The organism is Microbacterium kunmingense, assembly GCF_023155745.1.
In the GTDB taxonomy this organism is placed as follows: Bacteria; Actinomycetota; Actinomycetes; order Actinomycetales; family Microbacteriaceae; genus Microbacterium; species Microbacterium kunmingense.
The window spans coordinates 1-16,095 of the sequence record NZ_JAKNUS010000006.1 but is presented as its reverse complement, the minus strand read 5'-3'; the positions used below and the strand labels follow the sequence as shown (position 1 = coordinate 16,095).

The 16,095-nt window shown below is 70.1% G+C and carries 17 protein-coding genes; 7 read left to right on the top strand and 10 right to left on the bottom strand.

What is annotated here, in order from left to right:
* Positions 1–3: 3 nt before the first annotated feature.
* Positions 4–1,608: a carboxyl transferase domain-containing protein gene (locus MA875_RS09960; protein ID WP_248242148.1), complete on the bottom strand. Its 1,605-nt coding sequence runs from the start codon at positions 1,606–1,608 to the stop codon at positions 4–6.
* Positions 1,609–1,713: 105 nt separating this feature from the next.
* Here MA875_RS09960 and MA875_RS09955 point away from each other — a divergent pair, with 105 nt between their 5' ends.
* Positions 1,714–2,307, top strand: coding sequence for an SACE_7040 family transcriptional regulator (locus MA875_RS09955; RefSeq protein ID WP_248242147.1), 594 nt, complete (start codon positions 1,714–1,716; stop codon positions 2,305–2,307).
* A 19-nt stretch (positions 2,308–2,326) separates the two neighbouring features.
* Positions 2,327–4,072, top strand: a complete 1,746-nt coding sequence (locus tag MA875_RS09950; protein ID WP_248242146.1) for an alkaline phosphatase family protein — start codon at positions 2,327–2,329, stop codon at positions 4,070–4,072.
* A gap of 32 nt (positions 4,073–4,104) precedes the next feature.
* Here MA875_RS09950 and MA875_RS09945 read toward each other — a convergent pair whose 3' ends face one another.
* The 3 genes from MA875_RS09945 to pdhA are packed head-to-tail and all read right to left on the bottom strand — an operon-like array spanning position 4,105 to position 7,639.
* Positions 4,105–5,502 (bottom strand): dihydrolipoamide acetyltransferase family protein, encoded by a 1,398-nt coding sequence (locus tag MA875_RS09945; protein ID WP_248242145.1) that lies wholly within the window; start codon positions 5,500–5,502, stop codon positions 4,105–4,107.
* Positions 5,499–6,509, bottom strand: coding sequence for an alpha-ketoacid dehydrogenase subunit beta (locus MA875_RS09940; RefSeq protein WP_248242144.1), 1,011 nt, complete (start codon positions 6,507–6,509; stop codon positions 5,499–5,501). Before MA875_RS09940 ends, MA875_RS09945 begins: the two co-directional genes overlap by 4 nt.
* A 2-nt stretch (positions 6,510–6,511) precedes the next feature.
* Positions 6,512–7,639 (bottom strand): pyruvate dehydrogenase (acetyl-transferring) E1 component subunit alpha, encoded by a 1,128-nt coding sequence (gene pdhA / locus MA875_RS09935; protein ID WP_248242143.1) that lies wholly within the window; start codon positions 7,637–7,639, stop codon positions 6,512–6,514.
* 162 nt (positions 7,640–7,801) lie between these two features.
* On the opposite strand from pdhA, the gene MA875_RS09930 reads away from it, so the two are divergent.
* Positions 7,802–8,275: an Lrp/AsnC family transcriptional regulator gene (locus MA875_RS09930; protein ID WP_248242142.1), complete on the top strand. Its 474-nt coding sequence runs from the start codon at positions 7,802–7,804 to the stop codon at positions 8,273–8,275.
* On the opposite strand, the gene MA875_RS09925 is transcribed toward MA875_RS09930, so the two are convergent.
* A complete protein-coding gene (locus tag MA875_RS09925) occupies positions 8,247–9,251 on the bottom strand; it encodes an EamA family transporter (RefSeq protein ID WP_248242141.1) in 1,005 nt (334 codons plus the stop codon). The genes MA875_RS09930 and MA875_RS09925 overlap by 29 nt on opposite strands.
* 74 nt (positions 9,252–9,325) lie before the next feature.
* Here MA875_RS09925 and MA875_RS09920 point away from each other — a divergent pair, with 74 nt between their 5' ends.
* Positions 9,326–9,889, top strand: a complete 564-nt coding sequence (locus tag MA875_RS09920; RefSeq protein ID WP_248242140.1) for a CGNR zinc finger domain-containing protein — start codon at positions 9,326–9,328, stop codon at positions 9,887–9,889.
* On the opposite strand, the gene MA875_RS09915 is transcribed toward MA875_RS09920, so the two are convergent.
* Entirely contained in the window at positions 9,849–10,748 is a 900-nt protein-coding gene (locus MA875_RS09915; RefSeq protein WP_372492563.1) for an alpha/beta fold hydrolase, read from the bottom strand. The two genes, MA875_RS09920 and MA875_RS09915, sit on opposite strands and share 41 nt — an antisense overlap.
* Positions 10,749–10,801: 53 nt before the next feature.
* Between MA875_RS09915 and MA875_RS09910 the strand changes: the two genes are divergently transcribed.
* The gene (locus MA875_RS09910; protein ID WP_248242139.1) at positions 10,802–11,557 is read left to right on the top strand and encodes an exonuclease domain-containing protein; all 756 of its coding nucleotides are present in this window, start codon (positions 10,802–10,804) and stop codon (positions 11,555–11,557) included.
* Positions 11,558–11,602: 45 nt separating this feature from the next.
* Here the strand turns inward: MA875_RS09910 and MA875_RS09905 are convergent, their stop codons facing one another.
* The 3 genes from MA875_RS09905 to glgA all read right to left on the bottom strand — a co-directional run bounded on the left by MA875_RS09905 (position 11,603) and on the right by glgA (position 13,986).
* Positions 11,603–11,854 (bottom strand): type B 50S ribosomal protein L31, encoded by a 252-nt coding sequence (locus MA875_RS09905; RefSeq protein WP_124293105.1) that lies wholly within the window; start codon positions 11,852–11,854, stop codon positions 11,603–11,605.
* Positions 11,855–11,964: 110 nt separating this feature from the next.
* The gene (locus MA875_RS09900) at positions 11,965–12,750 is read right to left on the bottom strand and encodes an ABC transporter ATP-binding protein (RefSeq protein ID WP_248242138.1); all 786 of its coding nucleotides are present in this window, start codon (positions 12,748–12,750) and stop codon (positions 11,965–11,967) included.
* Between the two features lie 30 nt (positions 12,751–12,780).
* A complete protein-coding gene (gene glgA / locus MA875_RS09895; RefSeq protein WP_248242137.1) occupies positions 12,781–13,986 on the bottom strand; it encodes a glycogen synthase in 1,206 nt (401 codons plus the stop codon).
* Between the two features lie 77 nt (positions 13,987–14,063).
* Between glgA and MA875_RS09890 the strand changes: the two genes are divergently transcribed.
* Together MA875_RS09890 and serB are read left to right on the top strand one after the other, a co-directional pair.
* Positions 14,064–15,308, top strand: coding sequence for a glucose-1-phosphate adenylyltransferase (locus MA875_RS09890; protein WP_248242136.1), 1,245 nt, complete (start codon positions 14,064–14,066; stop codon positions 15,306–15,308).
* A gap of 28 nt (positions 15,309–15,336) precedes the next feature.
* The gene (gene serB / locus MA875_RS09885) at positions 15,337–15,975 is read left to right on the top strand and encodes a phosphoserine phosphatase SerB (protein WP_248242135.1); all 639 of its coding nucleotides are present in this window, start codon (positions 15,337–15,339) and stop codon (positions 15,973–15,975) included.
* Positions 15,976–15,985: 10 nt separating this feature from the next.
* On the opposite strand, the gene MA875_RS09880 is transcribed toward serB, so the two are convergent.
* A partial coding sequence (locus tag MA875_RS09880) for an integrase core domain-containing protein (protein WP_248242355.1) occupies positions 15,986–16,095 on the bottom strand: 110 nt, incomplete at its 5' end.

Sequence of the window (16,095 nt, the reverse complement as noted above, 5' to 3'; positions counted from 1 at the left end):
CGATCACATCCGGAAGACGCCGAACTGCGGCGTCGGCAGCGGCGTGCGGCTGATGACATCGAGGGCCAGACCCAGGATGTCGCGGGTGTCGGCGGGATCGATGACGCCGTCGTCCCACAGTCGGGCGGTGGCGTAGTAGGGGCTCCCCTGCTCGTCGTAGCGCTCGCGGATGGGCGCTTCGAAGGCCTCCCGATCGGCGGGCGTCCAGTCCTCGCCGCGCGCGTCGAGCTGGTCGCGCTTGACCGTGCCGAGCACGGCGGCGGCCTGGGGCCCGCCCATGACCGAGATCCGACTGGCCGGCCAGCTCCACAGGAAACGCGGCGAGTAGGCCCGCCCGCACATCGAGTAGTTGCCCGCCCCGAACGATCCGCCGATGATGACGGTCAGCTTGGGGACGCGGGTGGTCGCCACGGCGGTGACCATCTTCGCGCCGTCCTTGGCGATCCCGCCGGCTTCGGCCTCGCGCCCCACCATGAAGCCGGTGATGTTCTGCAGGAAGAGCAGGGGCGTTCCCCGCTGGTCGCACAGCTCGATGAAGTGCGCGCCCTTCCGGGCGGACTCGGAGAAGAGGACGCCGTTGTTCGCGACGATGCCCACCGGATGACCGTGGATCCGCGCGAATCCGGTGACGAGCGTGTCGCCGTACTCCCGCTTGAACTCGTGGAGATCGCTCCCGTCCACGAGGCGCGCAATGACCTCTCTGACGTCGTAGGGCTGGTTCACGTCGACGGGAACCACGCCGTAGAGCTCTTCGGTGTCGATCGCGGGAGCCCTGCTCGGCGCGACCTGCCAGACCGGATCGGCTTCGGCGGGGAGCGTCGCGACGATGTCGCGGACGATCTCCAGGGCGTGCTCGTCGTCGTCGGCGAGGTGGTCGACGACCCCGGAGCGGCGGGCGTGCAGCTCGCCGCCCCCGAGTTCCTCCGGGGTGACGATCTCGCCGATCGCCGCCTGGACCAGCGGCGGACCGCCGAGGAAGATCGTCCCCTGCCCCCGCACGATGACGGTCTCGTCGCTCATGGCGGGCACATATGCACCCCCGGCGGTGCACGAGCCCAGAACGGCTGCGATCTGGGAGATGCCCGCCGCCGACAGGCGGGCCTGGTTGTAGAAGATGCGCCCGAAGTGGTCGCGGTCCGGGAAGACCTCATCCTGCATCGGGAGGAACGCGCCACCCGAGTCCACCAGGTAGATGCACGGGAGCCGGTTCTCCAGGGCGATCTCCTGGGCGCGCAGGTGCTTCTTCACCGTGAGGGGGAAGTACGTGCCGCCCTTGACCGTCGCGTCGTTGCTGACCACCATGACGTGGCGTCCGTGGACGAGTCCGATGCCGGCGACGACGCCCGCCGCCGGTGCCTCGCCGCCGTACAGTCCGTCCGCGGCGAGCGGGGCGACCTCGAGGAACGGGCTCCCGGGATCCAGGAGCCGGTCGACGCGGTCGCGAGGGAGGAGCTTGCCCCGTGCGACGTGACGCTCTCGCGAGGCCTCGGAACCACCGAGGGCGGCCTCGGCCAGCCGGCGCCGCAGGTCGTCGGCGAGGTCGCGCTGAGCCGCGTCGGTGCGACGGAAGCCGTCATCCCGACGGACGGCGGTGGTGAGCCTGGTCATGTCATCTCCGTCGACGTCACGATCCGGTCACGCCCGTTGTCGCGGCGTGGCGGGGGCGGTTAGTGTGCGTTAACCGAGCTTCCACGTTAGCGAGGATTAACTGAAATGGCAAGCACCACGGGTCGCGAACGCGCCAAGGCGGACAGACACTCCGCACTCCTCGCCGAGGCGGCGCGTCTGTTCGCCGAGCGGGGATTCACCGGCGTCAGCCTCGAAGACCTGGGTGCCGCCGTCGGCGTGAGCGGGCCGGCGATCTACCGCCACTTCGCCAACAAGCAGGCCCTGCTCGGGGCCATTCTCATCGGGGTGAGCGAGAGACTGCGCGACGGCGGGCGATCGGTGATCGAGCAGTCGGATGACGCGGCTGAGCGACTGAGGAGGCTGGTGGCCTTCCACGTCGATTTCGCTCTCACCGACGCCGACGTCATCCGCGTCCACGACCGCGACCTGGCAAGTCTCAGCGAGGAGGATCGTCGTACCGTGCGGCGCTTGCAGCGCGAGTACGTCGAGATGTGGATAGAGGTCCTCGCCGCCGTGCACCCCGGGCGCGCCGAGCCGGACCTCCGGGTGCGCGCGCACGCCTGCTTCGGCCTCATCAACTCCACACCGCACAGCATCCGCACGGGTCCGGATGCCCCCGACCAGTCGAGCGTCCGGGACATCCTCACCGCGATGGCCGAAGCCGCACTGGCCGTCTGAGCGATATCCTCGCTCAAAGATGCGCGAGAACCCCGAAGAAGAGGCCCTGAGCTCCCGCCGCGACTTCCTGAAGGTCGGCGGCCTGGCTGCCGCGGGCTTCGCCGTGGGGGGCGCCACCGGCGCGGCCGGCGGCGCCGCGATCGGTCACGCCGCGGGAGTGAGGGAGGGCACGCAGGACCTCCCCGCCCTCGCCGCACGGTCCGAGCCCGGGTTCGATCACATCGTGGTGCTGATGGGCGAGAACCGCTCGTTCGACAACATGCTCGGGTGGCTCTACACCCCCGACACACTGCCCGAGCGTGCCCAGTTCGACGGCCTGGCGTTCGGCGACTACGCCAACCTCTCCCCCCGCGGCGATCGGGTCGCCGCGCACGTCTACTCCGGGGCGACCGACGTCGTGATGGGTCTTCCCAACCCCGATCCGGGTGAGGAGTTCCCCCACGTCAACACGCAGTTGTTCGGGCTGGTGGATCCGGCGGACAACGCCACCGCGCAGGTCGGTCAGATGCGCGCACCGTTCAACGCTCCCCCGCCCGGCACCGCGCCGACGATGGACGGCTTCCTGAAGGACTACTGGAACAACTTCACGCGTCTGCGCCGAGGCACCGAGCCGACCCTCGAGGAGGCGTCGCAGATCATGGGGGGCTTCTCCCCCGAGCAGCTTCCCGTCCTGTCGGCGCTGGCGCGGGAGTTCGCCGTCTTCGACGCCTGGTTCGCCGGCGTCCCGTCCCAGACGTACTGCAACCGCTCGTTCTTCCACGCCTCGACCTCGCACGGCTTCGTGACGAACAAGCACGGCGGTGGATACGACAAGTGGCTGAACGCCCCGGCGGCGCCGACCATCTTCAACCGGCTCGAGGACGCCGGCCTGTCGTGGAAGATCTACTTCGACGAGATGCAGCTGGTCTCGCTCACCGGTGTCCTGCACGCCCCCGTTCTGGAGAAGTACTGGCGCAGCGAGCACTTCGCCTTCATGCCCCAGTTCTACAAGGACGCTAAGGAGGGGACCCTCCCCGCCTACGCCTTCATCGAACCGCGCCTGGCCTACAACCACAACGACTTCCATCCCCCCTTCGGCGTCTACCGTTCGAGTGAGGTGGACGGCCGCCTGGTCATCGACTCGGCCGTCTCAGACGTCCGGGCGGGAGAGAAGCTCGTGGCGAGCGTCTACGACGCCATCCGGACGAGTGCGAGCAGCGCCGGATCCAACGCGATGAACACCCTCCTCTTCATCACCTTCGACGAGCACGGCGGCACGTACGACCATGTGCCCCCGCCGCGAGCGGTACCGCCGGTGGAGGGTGCCGCACCCGGCGAGATGGGTTTCGCCTTCGACCGACTCGGGGGTCGGGTTCCGGCTATCGCGGTGTCCGCCTACACCCGGGCGGGGACCGTCATCAACGACGAGATGCATCACGGCTCCGTGATCGCGACGCTCGCGCGTCGCCACGGCCTGCAGCCGCTCAACCGCCGCGATGCGGGGGCGAACACGCTGTTCTCGGTGCTCAACCTCAGCCGGCCCCGTCACCCGGCCACCTGGCCCACCGTGCATCCGATGTACCACCCGCCGAACCCGCAGGCCGAGGAGCCGATCGATCCGACGTCGTCTCCGCACCGCGACAAACCGCTGAGCCCGCCCGGGCGCGGACTCCTCGGCCTTCTCCAGGCGCGGTACGGCGAGGGATCCCAGGGCGAGCCGCAGACCTACGCGGAGGCCTACGACTACCTGCGCCGCCGCGGGAGCGGTCTGTTCACGCAGGCGTGACGGTCAGATCCCGTCGCCGTCGGCATCGACCCTCACCCCAGCAGCATCGCCCGCCCGGGCTCTCGCAGGACGGCCCCCACCTCGGCCAGGAAGCGGGATCCTTGCTCACCGTCGACGAGGCGGTGGTCGAAGGACAGCGCGAGCGTGACGACGTCGCGCAGCGCGATCTGCCCCTGATGCTCCCAGGGCTGACGACGCACCGCACCGATGGCGAGGATCCCCGCTTCGCCGGGATTGAGGATCGGGGTGCCCGCGTCGACGCCGAAGACGCCGACGTTGGTGATCGAGAAGGTCCCGCCGCGCATCGCCTCGGGAGAGGTCTTCCCGGCCCGGGCCGTGGTGGCCAGCTCGCGGATGGCGTCGGCGAGGTCGGGGAGCGTCAGGCGGTCGGCATTGCGGATGTTCGGGACGACCAGACCCCGTTCGGTCGCGGCCGCGATCCCGAGGTGAACCCCGTGGTACTGGACGATCTCGCCGCCCTCCTCGTCCCATCGCGAATTGAGGGTCGGATGGTGACGCAGCGCGAGGCAGACGGCCTTGGCCGCGACGGCGAGGATGCCGATGCGATGCTCGGCCGTCGTCCGGTCCGCGCGGAGGGAGGAGACCAGCTCGGAGGTCGCCGTGACATCAACCGTGAGGAACACGGTCACGTGCGGCGCCGTGAAGGCGCTGCGCACCATCGCGTCGGCGGTGTGCTTGCGCACGCCGCGGATGGGCAGTCGCGTCTCCTCGAGGTCGGCCGACGCCGCTCGGACGGTGGCGGCGCCCGGGGCTGCGGCGACCGGAGCGGCCGACTCCGCGACGCGGCGGACGTCCTCGCGGGTGATGAGACCGCCCTCCCCGGTGCCGGTGATCAGCGCGAGGTCGACACCGAGGTCTTTGGCGAGCTTGCGGACCGGCGGCGTCGATCGTGGCCGCTCGTGCACGGTCTCGAGGGCCTCGAGGATCCGGATGTCGTCGTGCGGCGCCGCGGCGAGGACGGCCGTGTCGGCGGTCGACGTCCGCGCCGCGGGCGCAGCCACGCGCGGCCGACGCCGAGGCCGCGATCCGCTGCGCGGCGCGGCGCCGTAGCCCACCAGGTTGGGTCCGGCCGCGTCGTCGGTCGGCGAGGCGGTCATGGGAGCGGGGGCCTCCGGGCCGGGGAGGTCCGGGCCGGGTGTCTTCGAGCCGGGTGCGTTCGGGCCGACCTCCGCGCCCACGTCGAAGGAGATGAGTGGGGAACCGACCTCCACCACGTCGCCGGCCGCGGCGTGCAGCACATGGACGACCCCGGCGTGCGGCGAGGGAAGCTCCACGACGGCCTTGGCCGTCTCGACCTCGGCGATGGTCTGGTTCAGGGCCACGCGATCGCCCTCGGCGACGAGCCACTGCACGAGTTCGGCCTCGGGGAGACCCTCGCCGAGGTCGGGGAGCCGGAACTCCTGGATCACAGTTCCACCCCCGTGAGGCTGTTCGGTCGGTCGAGGACGCGGTCGACGGCGTCGAGGATGCGGTCGAGGTCGGGCACGTGATGCTTCTCGAGTTTCGCCGGGGGGTAGGGGATGTCGTGTCCGGTGACCCGGGCAGGCGGTGACTCGAGGTAGTGGAAGCACCGTTCGGTGACGCTCGCGACGAGTTCGGCACCGACCCCCGCCTCGCGGGCTGCCTCGTGGGTGACCACCACGCGACCGGTCTTGCGCACCGACGCCGCGACCGTGCGGTAGTCCACCGGCGAGAGCGAGCGCAGGTCGATGACCTCGAGCGAGATCCCCTCCTCCTCCGCAGCCGACGCAGCATCCAGCGCCGTGACCACCTGCGCACCGTAGGTCAGCACCGTCACATCGGTGCCCTCCCGGGCGACCCTCGCCAGCCCCATCGGGGGCGCATCGGCGGGATCGACGTCGAGTTCGACCTCGCCCTTGGCGTGGTACAGACGCTTGGGCTCGAAATACACGACGGGATCGTCCGAGGCGATCGCCTGACGGAGCATGACGTACGCATCCTGCGGATTGGACACCGCGACCACGCGCAGACCCGAGGTGTGGACGAAGTACGCCTCCGGTGATTCGGAGTGGTGCTCGGCCGCGCCGACGCCACCGGCCCACGGGATGCGGATCGTCAGCGGCATCCGGACATTCCCACGGGTCCGATAGTGCAGCTTGGCCACCTGGCACACGATCTGGTCGAAGGCGGGATAGACGAAGCCGTCGAACTGGATCTCGACCACGGGCCGGAAGCCGCGGAGGGCCAGGCCCACCGCGGTGCCGACGATGCCCGATTCCGCCAGCGGCGTGTCGATGACCCGCTGCGCGCCGAATTCCTCCTGCAGACGATCGGTGACGCGGAAGACTCCGCCGAGCTTGCCGATGTCCTCCCCCATCACCAGGACCTTGGGGTCATCCGCCATGGCGCGACGAAGACCCTCGTTGATCGCCTTCGCCATCGTCAACTGGACCATGATCAGCCCTCCCGTTCCGTGGCGAAGCCGTCGAGATACGCCGCGTAGGCGGCGCGCTGCTCGTCGATGCCGGTGTGCGGCTCGGCGTAGACGGCGTCGAAGATCGACAGCGCCGGACGCGTCACCGCTCCCATCGCGGCCTCGCGCACCTCCGCGGCGAGTGCGTCGGCGTCGGCGGCGACCTGAGCGGCGAAGTCCTCGTCGAACGCGCCCTCCGCACGCAGCAGCGCCTCGACCCGGTCGATCGGATCGCGCCGACGCCACGCGTCGACCTCATCCTTGTCGCGGTAGCGCGAGGGGTCGTCGGAGGTGGTGTGCGGACCCATCCGGTAGGTCACCGCCTCGAGGAAGGCCGGCCCCCGGCCCTGTCGCGCGTGGTCGACCGCCCAGCGCATCGCGGCGAGGCAGGCGAGGACGTCGTTGCCGTCCACGCGCATGCTCGGGATGCCGAACCCCGGCGCGCGGCCCGCAATGGGGAACCGAGCCTGAACGGTGACGGGCTCGGAGATGGCCCACTGGTTGTTCGTGCACACGAACACCACGGGGGCGCCGAACGACGAGGCGAATACCATCGCCTCGTTCACGTCGCCCTGGCTGGTCGCCCCGTCTCCGAAGTAGGCGGCGGCCACCTGATCGCCGCCGTCGCGCTGGACGCCCATGGCGTAGCCGACCGCGTGCAGCGACTGGGCGCCGATGATGATCTGCTGGGTCGCGGTGTGCAGCTCGAACGGGTCGTAGGTGGAGTGCCCCTCGCCCCGCCACGCGAGGACGTAGTCGGAGGGCTTTCCGCCCCGTGCGTAGACCACTCCGGTCTCGCGATAGCTCGGGAAGGCGAAATCGTCGGCGCGGAGGGCGCGGGCGGTGCCGATCTGCGTCGCCTCCTGCCCCTGGCACGGCGGCCACAGGCCGACCTGCCCCTGCCGCTGAAGGGCGACGCCCTCGGCGTCGATGCGGCGCAGGAGCACCATGTCGCGATAGAGCCGTTGGATGGCAGCGGTGTCGACGTCCTCGATCCACTGCTGCAGATCGGGATCGGCGACGCGTTCACCGGCGGGGGTCAGCAGACGAGCGACGTCGTCCACGTCGGTGACCGGATCGGCCGTGGGGTTCAGGGTGTGCACCATTGTCATCCCTCCTCGAGGCGACGCTCTCGTGAAGCGTCGCGCGTGAGTCGCCGGCAGCGTCGCCGACAAGCCCGAGGCTACTCGTTCTGTCACCTAGCTCAACCATCTTCTTGCTTGTTGAGCAACATGCGCAGGCGGTCGCGCATCGACCTGCTAATCTTTCGCACTATGAGCACTCTCGACCATGTCGACATCGAGCTCCTCGCCGCCCTCTCCGACGATCCCCGCGCCACGGTCGTCGCGCTCGCGGAGCGCCTGGGCCTGTCGCGCAACACCGTCCAGGCGCGGATGTCGCGACTGGAGCGCGCGGGCGTCTTCCTCTCCTACGAACGCGCCATCTCGCCCGAGGCGCTGGGATTCCCGATCGAGGCGTTCCTCAGCGTGACGGTGCGCCAGGCCGACCTCCCCCGCATCACCGCGGAGCTCGGACGAGTGCCGGAGATCGTGCAGGTCCACGGCCTCAGCGGTCAGGTCGACCTGCTCGTGCGTGTGGCCTGCCGCGACACCCAGCATCTGTTCGACACCGACGCCAGGATCCTCGCCATCGAGGGCGTCGAGCGCACCGAGACCTCCCTCGTCATGGGGGAGGTCATCGGTTACCGCGTGCGCCCGCTCATGGAGCTGGCACGACGGGAATCGTAGCCGGCGCTCCCCGGCCACCGACCGAGGATGTCGCGTCGAGACGGACGAGGATGACCCCAGCGAGGATGAGCGCTCCGCCGACGAACTGGATGGGAGCCGGCACCTCGGCGAGGAAGATCCAGGCGAAGGCCAGAGCGAACAGCACCTCCGAGAGTCCGACGAAAGACCCGACGCGAGAACCGATCCGCGGCACGGCCATCACTCCGAGCCCGTACCCCACCGAGGTCGCCACCGCCCCGACCCACAGCACCGGAATCCACCACGCGACCTCGGCTCCGGCGAGGGTCACCGTGACATCCACCGCCCGGAACGGCAGGATTCCGGTGACGGCCAGGACCGCCATCACCAGGGTGCCGAACAGCAGTCCGGCCGCGGCGAGGGCGAGGGGCGGGAGGTCATCGCCCGCGCGCTCGGCGATCACGAAGTACGCGCAGACGCAGACGGCGGCACCGAGCGCGAACAGCACGCCCCACAGGTCGAACGCCGCTCCCGAGACATCCACGACGAGAACGAGTCCCGACACCGCCACCACCGATCCCGCCAGCACCAGGCCCGAGGGTCGCCGGCGACTGCGGATCCAGACGGCGACGACCAGGATCACCGGTGCGAGGTATTGGATCAGCAGCGCCACCGCCACCGGCATCCGCTGCATCGCGGAGAAGAACAGCAGCTGACAGCCCACCACCGGCATGAGGCCGAAGCCGATGATCAGCGCCCAGTGATCTCGGACGAATCGCCGCTGACGAAGGAGGGTCGCCACGAGCGCGGGAGACAGGACGAGGGCCGCCAGTCCCATCCGCACCAGGAGCGCAGCCCCGAGGGACCACCCGGCCTCCAGCAGCGGCTTCATGAACGGCCCGCTCGAGGAGAACGCCAGCGCGGAGGCCAAGGCCATCACCAGGCCCGTCGTCGCCGCTCGCGGCGCGGGACGGGAAACGCCGTCGACGAGCACGGGAAGCGGCGCGGTCGCGGTCATCGGATCATCCATCTGTCAGGAGTGAACAATGGGTACACTGGTGACACTAGTGGCGCAGAATGTCAGGAGTCAACATGGTCTTCATCCATGACACGGAGAGCAATCTGCGCGCCGCCGCCTACCTGGTCAACACCCTGCCCGGCGTGGGCGGCGTCGAAGCCGTCGACACCCTGACGACCCCGGAGCAGTTCGACGAATACCTGCGGATCAATCCGTACACGGGTGTCATCCGCCGCGACGATGCCGAGCTCGCGGCGCTTCGCGCAGTGCGACGCCAGCTGCAGGGGCTGTGGGACGTCGACCGCGACGGGGCGGTGCCGCTCGTGAACGAGATGCTCCGGCGCGGTCAGGCCCTCCCTCGGCTGATGAAGCACGACGGGATGGACTGGCACATCCACGCCACGAGAGATGACGCACCCCTCGCGACGCGGGTGCTCGTCGACGCGGCGATGGCCTTCGTCGACGTCATCCGCGCCGGCGAGTACGACCGCGTGCGGCGCTGCGCAGCCGACGACTGCGACGGCGTCTACGTCGACTTCTCCAAGAACAAGTCCAAGCGGTACTGCGACACCGGCAACTGCGGCAATCGGATGAACGTCAACGCGTATCGGCAGCGGAAGGCGCGAGAAAACGGGTGATGGCCGCCGCGGCGGGACCCGGGGTCTCGTAGTGGATGAGATGCCCGACCTCGGGTATCTCCACCAGCTCCGCGCGAGGGAAGAGCTCCTGCAGTCGGCGCTGGGCCGCCAGGGGGGTGATGTCATCGCGCTCGGCGACGATCAGCAGCGTCGGCTGCTCGATCGCGGAGGCGTAGGCCCGCACGTCGTTGCCGACGGACGCCTCGAACGCCTCCCGGAGCACATCGCGGTCGGCGAAGCGCGAGAAGTAGCGGTCGTGCTGATCGTGGATGTAGCGACGGAGGTCGCGCCGCCGCGTCTTGGCCATCGCCACGCTCATCCCCCGCACGATCGTCCGCTGCCGGAGGATCCACTCGCCGATGCGTCGCGGGAGCCGCGCCCCCGCCCGGTAGTACAGGACGGCGAGACGGGTGAGGATGCCGCGCGGACCCTCGAGCGCCGGCGCGCCGATGGGGTTGATGAGGATGAGCCGCGTGGTGGGGAGCCCTCCCGCGACCGCCGCGGCAGCCACGATCGAGCCGAAGGAGTGTCCCAGCACCACCGCTTCCGGGGCCAGGACGGCGTGCACCTCGCGCAGCCACGTCCGATAGGTGTCGATGTCGTGGCGCCGCCCGGGAAGCGGGGTCGAATCGCCGAAACCCGGGAGGTCGGGAACGATCACGCGGATCTCCGGAAGGAGTCCGACGATGGCGGCCAGCCCGTGGTGGTCGCCGCGGAACCCGTGCACCGCCAGCACCGTGACGTCCGCATCGGCGGGCCCGTACGTCCAGTAGGCGGTCCGGCCGCCCAGGATCTCGACCCGCTCACCCTCGGAGACCACGGCGCGCGGGGCGGGCACCTCGGGGTGGGGAATCGACACGCTCGAGTCTAACCGGCCGTCGATGTCGGGACCGGCGCGTACGGTCCGGAGCCATGACGATCCCTCGCCCCGTACCCGACCCCGGCGCACCGGCACCGGTGCCCCTCCGCGCAGACTCTCCCCCCTGGCTGCGCGTCATCGGCGTCTTCGACCTCGAGACCACCGGCGTCGATGTGCGCGCCGACCGTGTGGTCACCGCGCACGTCGGGTTGCTGGATGCCTCGGGGGCGGCGATCTGCGGACGGTCATGGCGCGCAGACCCGGGCGTGGTGATCCCGGCGGCGGCGACCGCCGTGCACGGGATCTCCACCGCCGAGGCGCGCGCCACCGGCCGACCCGCCGGCGAGGTCGTCGCGGAGATCGTGGGGTGCCTTCGCGGCATCCTCGATGCCGGCATCCCGGTGGTGGCCTACAACGCCGCCTACGACTTCTCCCTGCTGCACCACGAGGCGCTGCGGCACGGCGTCGCTCCCCTGGACCAGCCGAACCCGGTGTTCGATCCCCTCGTGATCGACCGGCACTACGACCGCTTCAGACGGGGGAAACGGACGCTCGCGAAGGTGGCCGAGCACTACGCCGTTCCGCTCGAGGAGGCGCATGAGGCGGCGGCGGATGCGCGGGCGGCGGGACGCGTCGCTCACGCCCTCGCTCGGCGTTATCGCGACGCGCTCCCCTCGACGGCGCGTGCTGTCCACGTCGAGCAGATCGCCTGGGCGCGCGACCAGGCGGCGAGCCTCACCGAGTACTTCGTGAGGATCGGTCGGATCGATCCGGCCGAGCCGGTGGACGGCACGTGGCCGGTCAGATGACGCGCGAAAAAGCCCCCGACCGAGGTCGGGGGCTTTTCGGGCGGCTCAGCGGCCGCCGAAGTTCTTGAAGCGCTGGTTGAACTTCTCGACGCGACCGGCCGAGTCCAGGATGCGCTGCTTGCCCGTGTAGAACGGGTGCGAGGCCGACGAGATCTCGACGTCGATGACGGGGTACTCGACACCGTCGAGCTCGATCGTCTTGTCGCTGGTGACGGTGGAACGGGTGAGGAAGGTCTCGCCCGAGCCGAGGTCGCGGAACACGACAGCGCGGTAGTCGGGGTGGATGTCAGTCTTCATGGGAATCCTTGCGGGAGCGACGGAAAGTCTGTTGTGCGAGAGCACCAGCGAGTGAGTCTACCAGGCCTCGGCCCGGACCACCGAACCGCGTCCCCGCGGCGAGGGCCTCGTCACCGCGCCGCGCGCGCGGTGAAACGACCGTCCTCCTCGCGGAGCGTGATCGGCGTGCCGAAGGTCTCGGTCAGCGACTCCCCCGTCAGCGCCTCGGCGATCGGGCCGGAAGCGACGGCGCGCCCGTCCCGCAGCAGCAGCACGTGCGTGAAGCCGACCGGGATCTCCTCGACATGGTGCGTGACCATCACCATGGCCGGGGTCGTCGGCGCCTGGGCGTATCCGCCGAGCAGGGTCAGCAGATCCTCCCGGGCGCCGAGATCGAGGCTGGCGGTCGGTTCGTCCAGGAGCAGCAGCTCGGGGTCGGTCATGATCGAGCGGGCGATCTGCACCCGCTTCTGCTCGCCGTCCGACAGCGTTCCGAACGTCCGGTCGGCCAGATCGTCCAACCGCCATTCGGCCAGGACGCGCAGGGCGCGGCGTTCGTCGATGTCCTCGTAGTCCTCGCGCCAGCGCCCGACCACCGAGAACGCCGCCGTCAGGACCACGTCGAGGACGGTCTCCTCTGCGGGGATGCGCCGCGCCATGGCGCTGGAGGCGAAGCCGATGCGGGGACGCAGCTCGAAGACATCCGTTCGGCCCAGTCTCTCCCCGAGGATGGTCACGGCGCCCGACGTGGGATGGATCAGAGTGTCCGCGAGCTGCAGGATCGTGGTCTTGCCGGCACCGTTGGGCCCCAGCACCACCCACCGCTGATCGTCGCTGACCTCCCAGTCGAGGTGATCGACGATGTCACGGGCGTTCCTGCGGACGACGACGTCGGAGAACTCCAGCACCTGCGGCATGACCCCACCCTATCGGCCAGGTCCCGCCCGTCACGGCGCCGCGACGACCTCCCGATACAGCGCCGCGGTCTGGGCGGCGATGCTCTGCCAGCTGAAGTCGGTGATCGCCCGACGGCGTCCGGCTTCCCCCCAGGCGCGGGCGCGTGTGGGATCGCCGACGACGTCGATGAGGGCGGCGGCGAGGTCGTCGACGAACCGGTCGGGATCGAGCGGGGTCCCCGTGCCGTCATCCATCTGCTCGATCGGCACGAGCCGGCCGGTGACCCCGTCGACGACGACCTCGGGGATGCCACCGGTGGCGGTGCCGACGACGGCGGCGCCGCACGCCATCGCCTCCAGATTCACGATCCCGAGGGGCTCGTACACCGAGGGGCAGACGAAGGCGGTCGCGGCGGTGAGCACCGTGCACAGCTCGTGACGTGAGAGCAGTCGGTCGAGCCACACCACCCCGTCGCGCGTCTCCTGCAGGCCTCGGACGAGCTCTTCGACCTCGGCCATGATCTGCGGGGTGTCGGGGGCTCCGGCGCACAGCACCAGCTGCACCTCCGGAGGCAGCTGTGCCGCGGCGCGCAGGAGGTACGGCAGGCCCTTCTGACGGGTGATGCGCCCGACGAAGACGACCGAGGGCCGTGCCGGGTCGACGCCCAGCCGCGCCAGGAGCGGATCGTCGGTCACCGGATGCCAGGAGTCGGTGTCGATGCCGTTGTAGATCACCCGCACCTTCCCGGGGTCCACGGCGGGGTAGCTGCGGAGGATGTCCGCACGCATGCCTTCGCTGACCGCCACGATCGCGGCGGCGTGCTCGTAGGCCACCTTCTCCACCCAGCTCGACACCGCGTAGCCGCCGCCGAGCTGCTCCGCCTTCCATGGGCGGAGCGGCTCGAGGCTGTGCGCGGTCAGCACGTGCGGGATGCCGTGCAGGAGCGAGGAGAGGTGGCCGGCGAAGTTCGCGTACCAGGTGTGGCTGTGCACGACGTCGGCGCCGGCGACATCCGTCACGATCTCGAGGTCGGTGCCCAGGGTCTGCACGGCGGCATTGGCCGCGGCGAGCTCGGCGGGCACGCGATACGAGGTCGTGCCCGGCTCGTCGCGGTCCGCGCCGAAGGCGCGCACATTCACGTCGACGGGCGCCCCGGCCCCGCCCTCGCGCAGCGCCCGGACCAGTTCGGTCACATGCACGCCGGCGCCTCCGTAGATCTCCGGCGGGTATTCCTTGGTGATCATGTCCACGCGCATGGGTCGAAACCTAGTACACGCGGGCAACTGTGGACAGACGCTGGGTACCAGCGCGGAAGCGGGCCTAGGGTGGTGCCATGCCTGCAGCGCCGAAGGTCTTCGGAATCATCCTCGCCGGCGGCGAGGGGAAGCGACTCATGCCCCTGACCGCCGATCGCGCCAAGCCGGCCGTGCCGTTCGGCGGCCAGTACCGGCTGATCGACTTCGCGATATCGAACCTCATCAACTCGGGGCTGCGGCAGATCGTCGTGCTGACCCAGTACAAGTCGCACAGCCTCGACCGCCACGTGTCGCAGACCTGGCGGATGTCGGCGCTGCTGGACTCCTACGTCGCCTCGGTGCCGGCGCAGCAGCGGTTGGGGAAGCGGTGGTTCTCGGGGTCCGCCGACGCCATCTTGCAGAGCCTGAACCTCATCAACGACGAACAGCCCGACATCGTCATCGTCATCGGCGCCGATCACGTGTACCGCATGGATTTCCGGCAGATGCTCGCCGCCCACATCGAGTCCGGCGCCCGAGCCACCGTGGCGGGCATCCGGCAGCCGATCTCGCTGGCCGATCAGTTCGGGGTGATCGACGTCGACCCAGACGACCCCAGTCGCATCCGCGACTTCCTCGAGAAGCCGCAGCACCCCGAGGGGCTCGCCGATGCGCCCGACCAGGTGCTGGCCTCCATGGGCAACTACATCTTCGATGCCGACGCGCTGATCGAAGCGGTCGAGGCCGACGGGGAGATCCCCACCTCCAACCACGACATGGGCGGCGACATCGTCCCGTACTTCGTCGGTCGCGGTGAGGCCGGCGTCTACGACATGGTCCGCAACGACGTGCCGGGGTCGACCGATCGCGACCGGTCGTACTGGCGCGACGTCGGGACGATCGACTCGTTCTTCGAGGCCCACCAGGACCTCATCTCCACCCTGCCCGTTTTCAACCTGTACAACATGCAGTGGCCGATCCACTCGCAGGCTGTGAACTCGCCGCCAGCGAAGTTCGTCCGCGACTCGGTGGGCCGGATCGGCAACTCGATCGATTCGATCGTCTCGCTCGGTTCCGTCCTGTCCGGAACGCATCTCGAGCGCAGCGTCGTGGGCCCCTGGACACTCGCCGCGGGCGGCTCGACGATCACCGACGCCGTGCTGTTCGACCACGTGCAGGTCGGTGCCGGGGCCAGGATCCACCGCGCCATCCTCGACAAGAACGTCGTCATGGCCGACGGCGCCACGGTGGGGGTCGATCGCGAACGCGACATCGCCCGCGGGTTCACCGTCACCGACAGCGGGATCACCGTGGTCGGCAAGGGAGTCTTCGTCGATCGGTGACCCGTCGCGCCGCCGCTACGGTGAAGGGGTGAGTGATCCCACGCGATTCCTCGTCGTCCTCGACGCCGATTCGACCCTGATCCGCAACGAGGTGATCGAGCTCATCGCCGAGGAAGCCGGCCGGGGGCCGGAGGTCGCCGCCGCGACGGAGGCGGCGATGCGCGGCGAGGTCGACTTCGCCACGAGCCTGCGCGCCCGGGTCGAGACGCTCGCCGGGGTCCCCGTGGTGGCCCTCGAGCGCGTGCGCGGGCGCGTCGAGCCGACCCCGGGCGCCGCCGAACTCATTGCGGCGGTGCACGAACGCGGCGGAGTCGTGGGTGTCGTCTCCGGGGGCTTCCACGAGATCCTCGACGACATCGCACCGGCCCTCGGCGTGGATCTCTGGCGGGCCAACCGACTCGCCGTCTCCGGCGACGCCCTGACGGGCCAGGTCTCCGGTCCCATCGTCGACGCCGAGGGGAAGGCCGCCACCCTGGCGGCGTGGGCCGAGGACCACGGGATTCCCCGGGCGCGCACCGTCGCCATCGGCGACGGGGCGAACGACCTCGTGATGATGTCCCTCGCGGGTCTGGGCCTGGCGTTCAACGCCAAGCCCCTCGTCCGCGCCGAGGCGGACCTGGTGATCGGTCCGGTTGACCTCCGCGAGGTCATCCCCCTGCTGCCCTAGATGTACCGGGTCAGGACGTTGGTTGCAGGCGGCTGATCGGGGGCTTGCCTCCGAGTGCTGAGTGGCGACGTCCAGTGTTGTAGTGCTCCAGCCAGGGGTCAAGGGCCGCGGTGCGAGCGT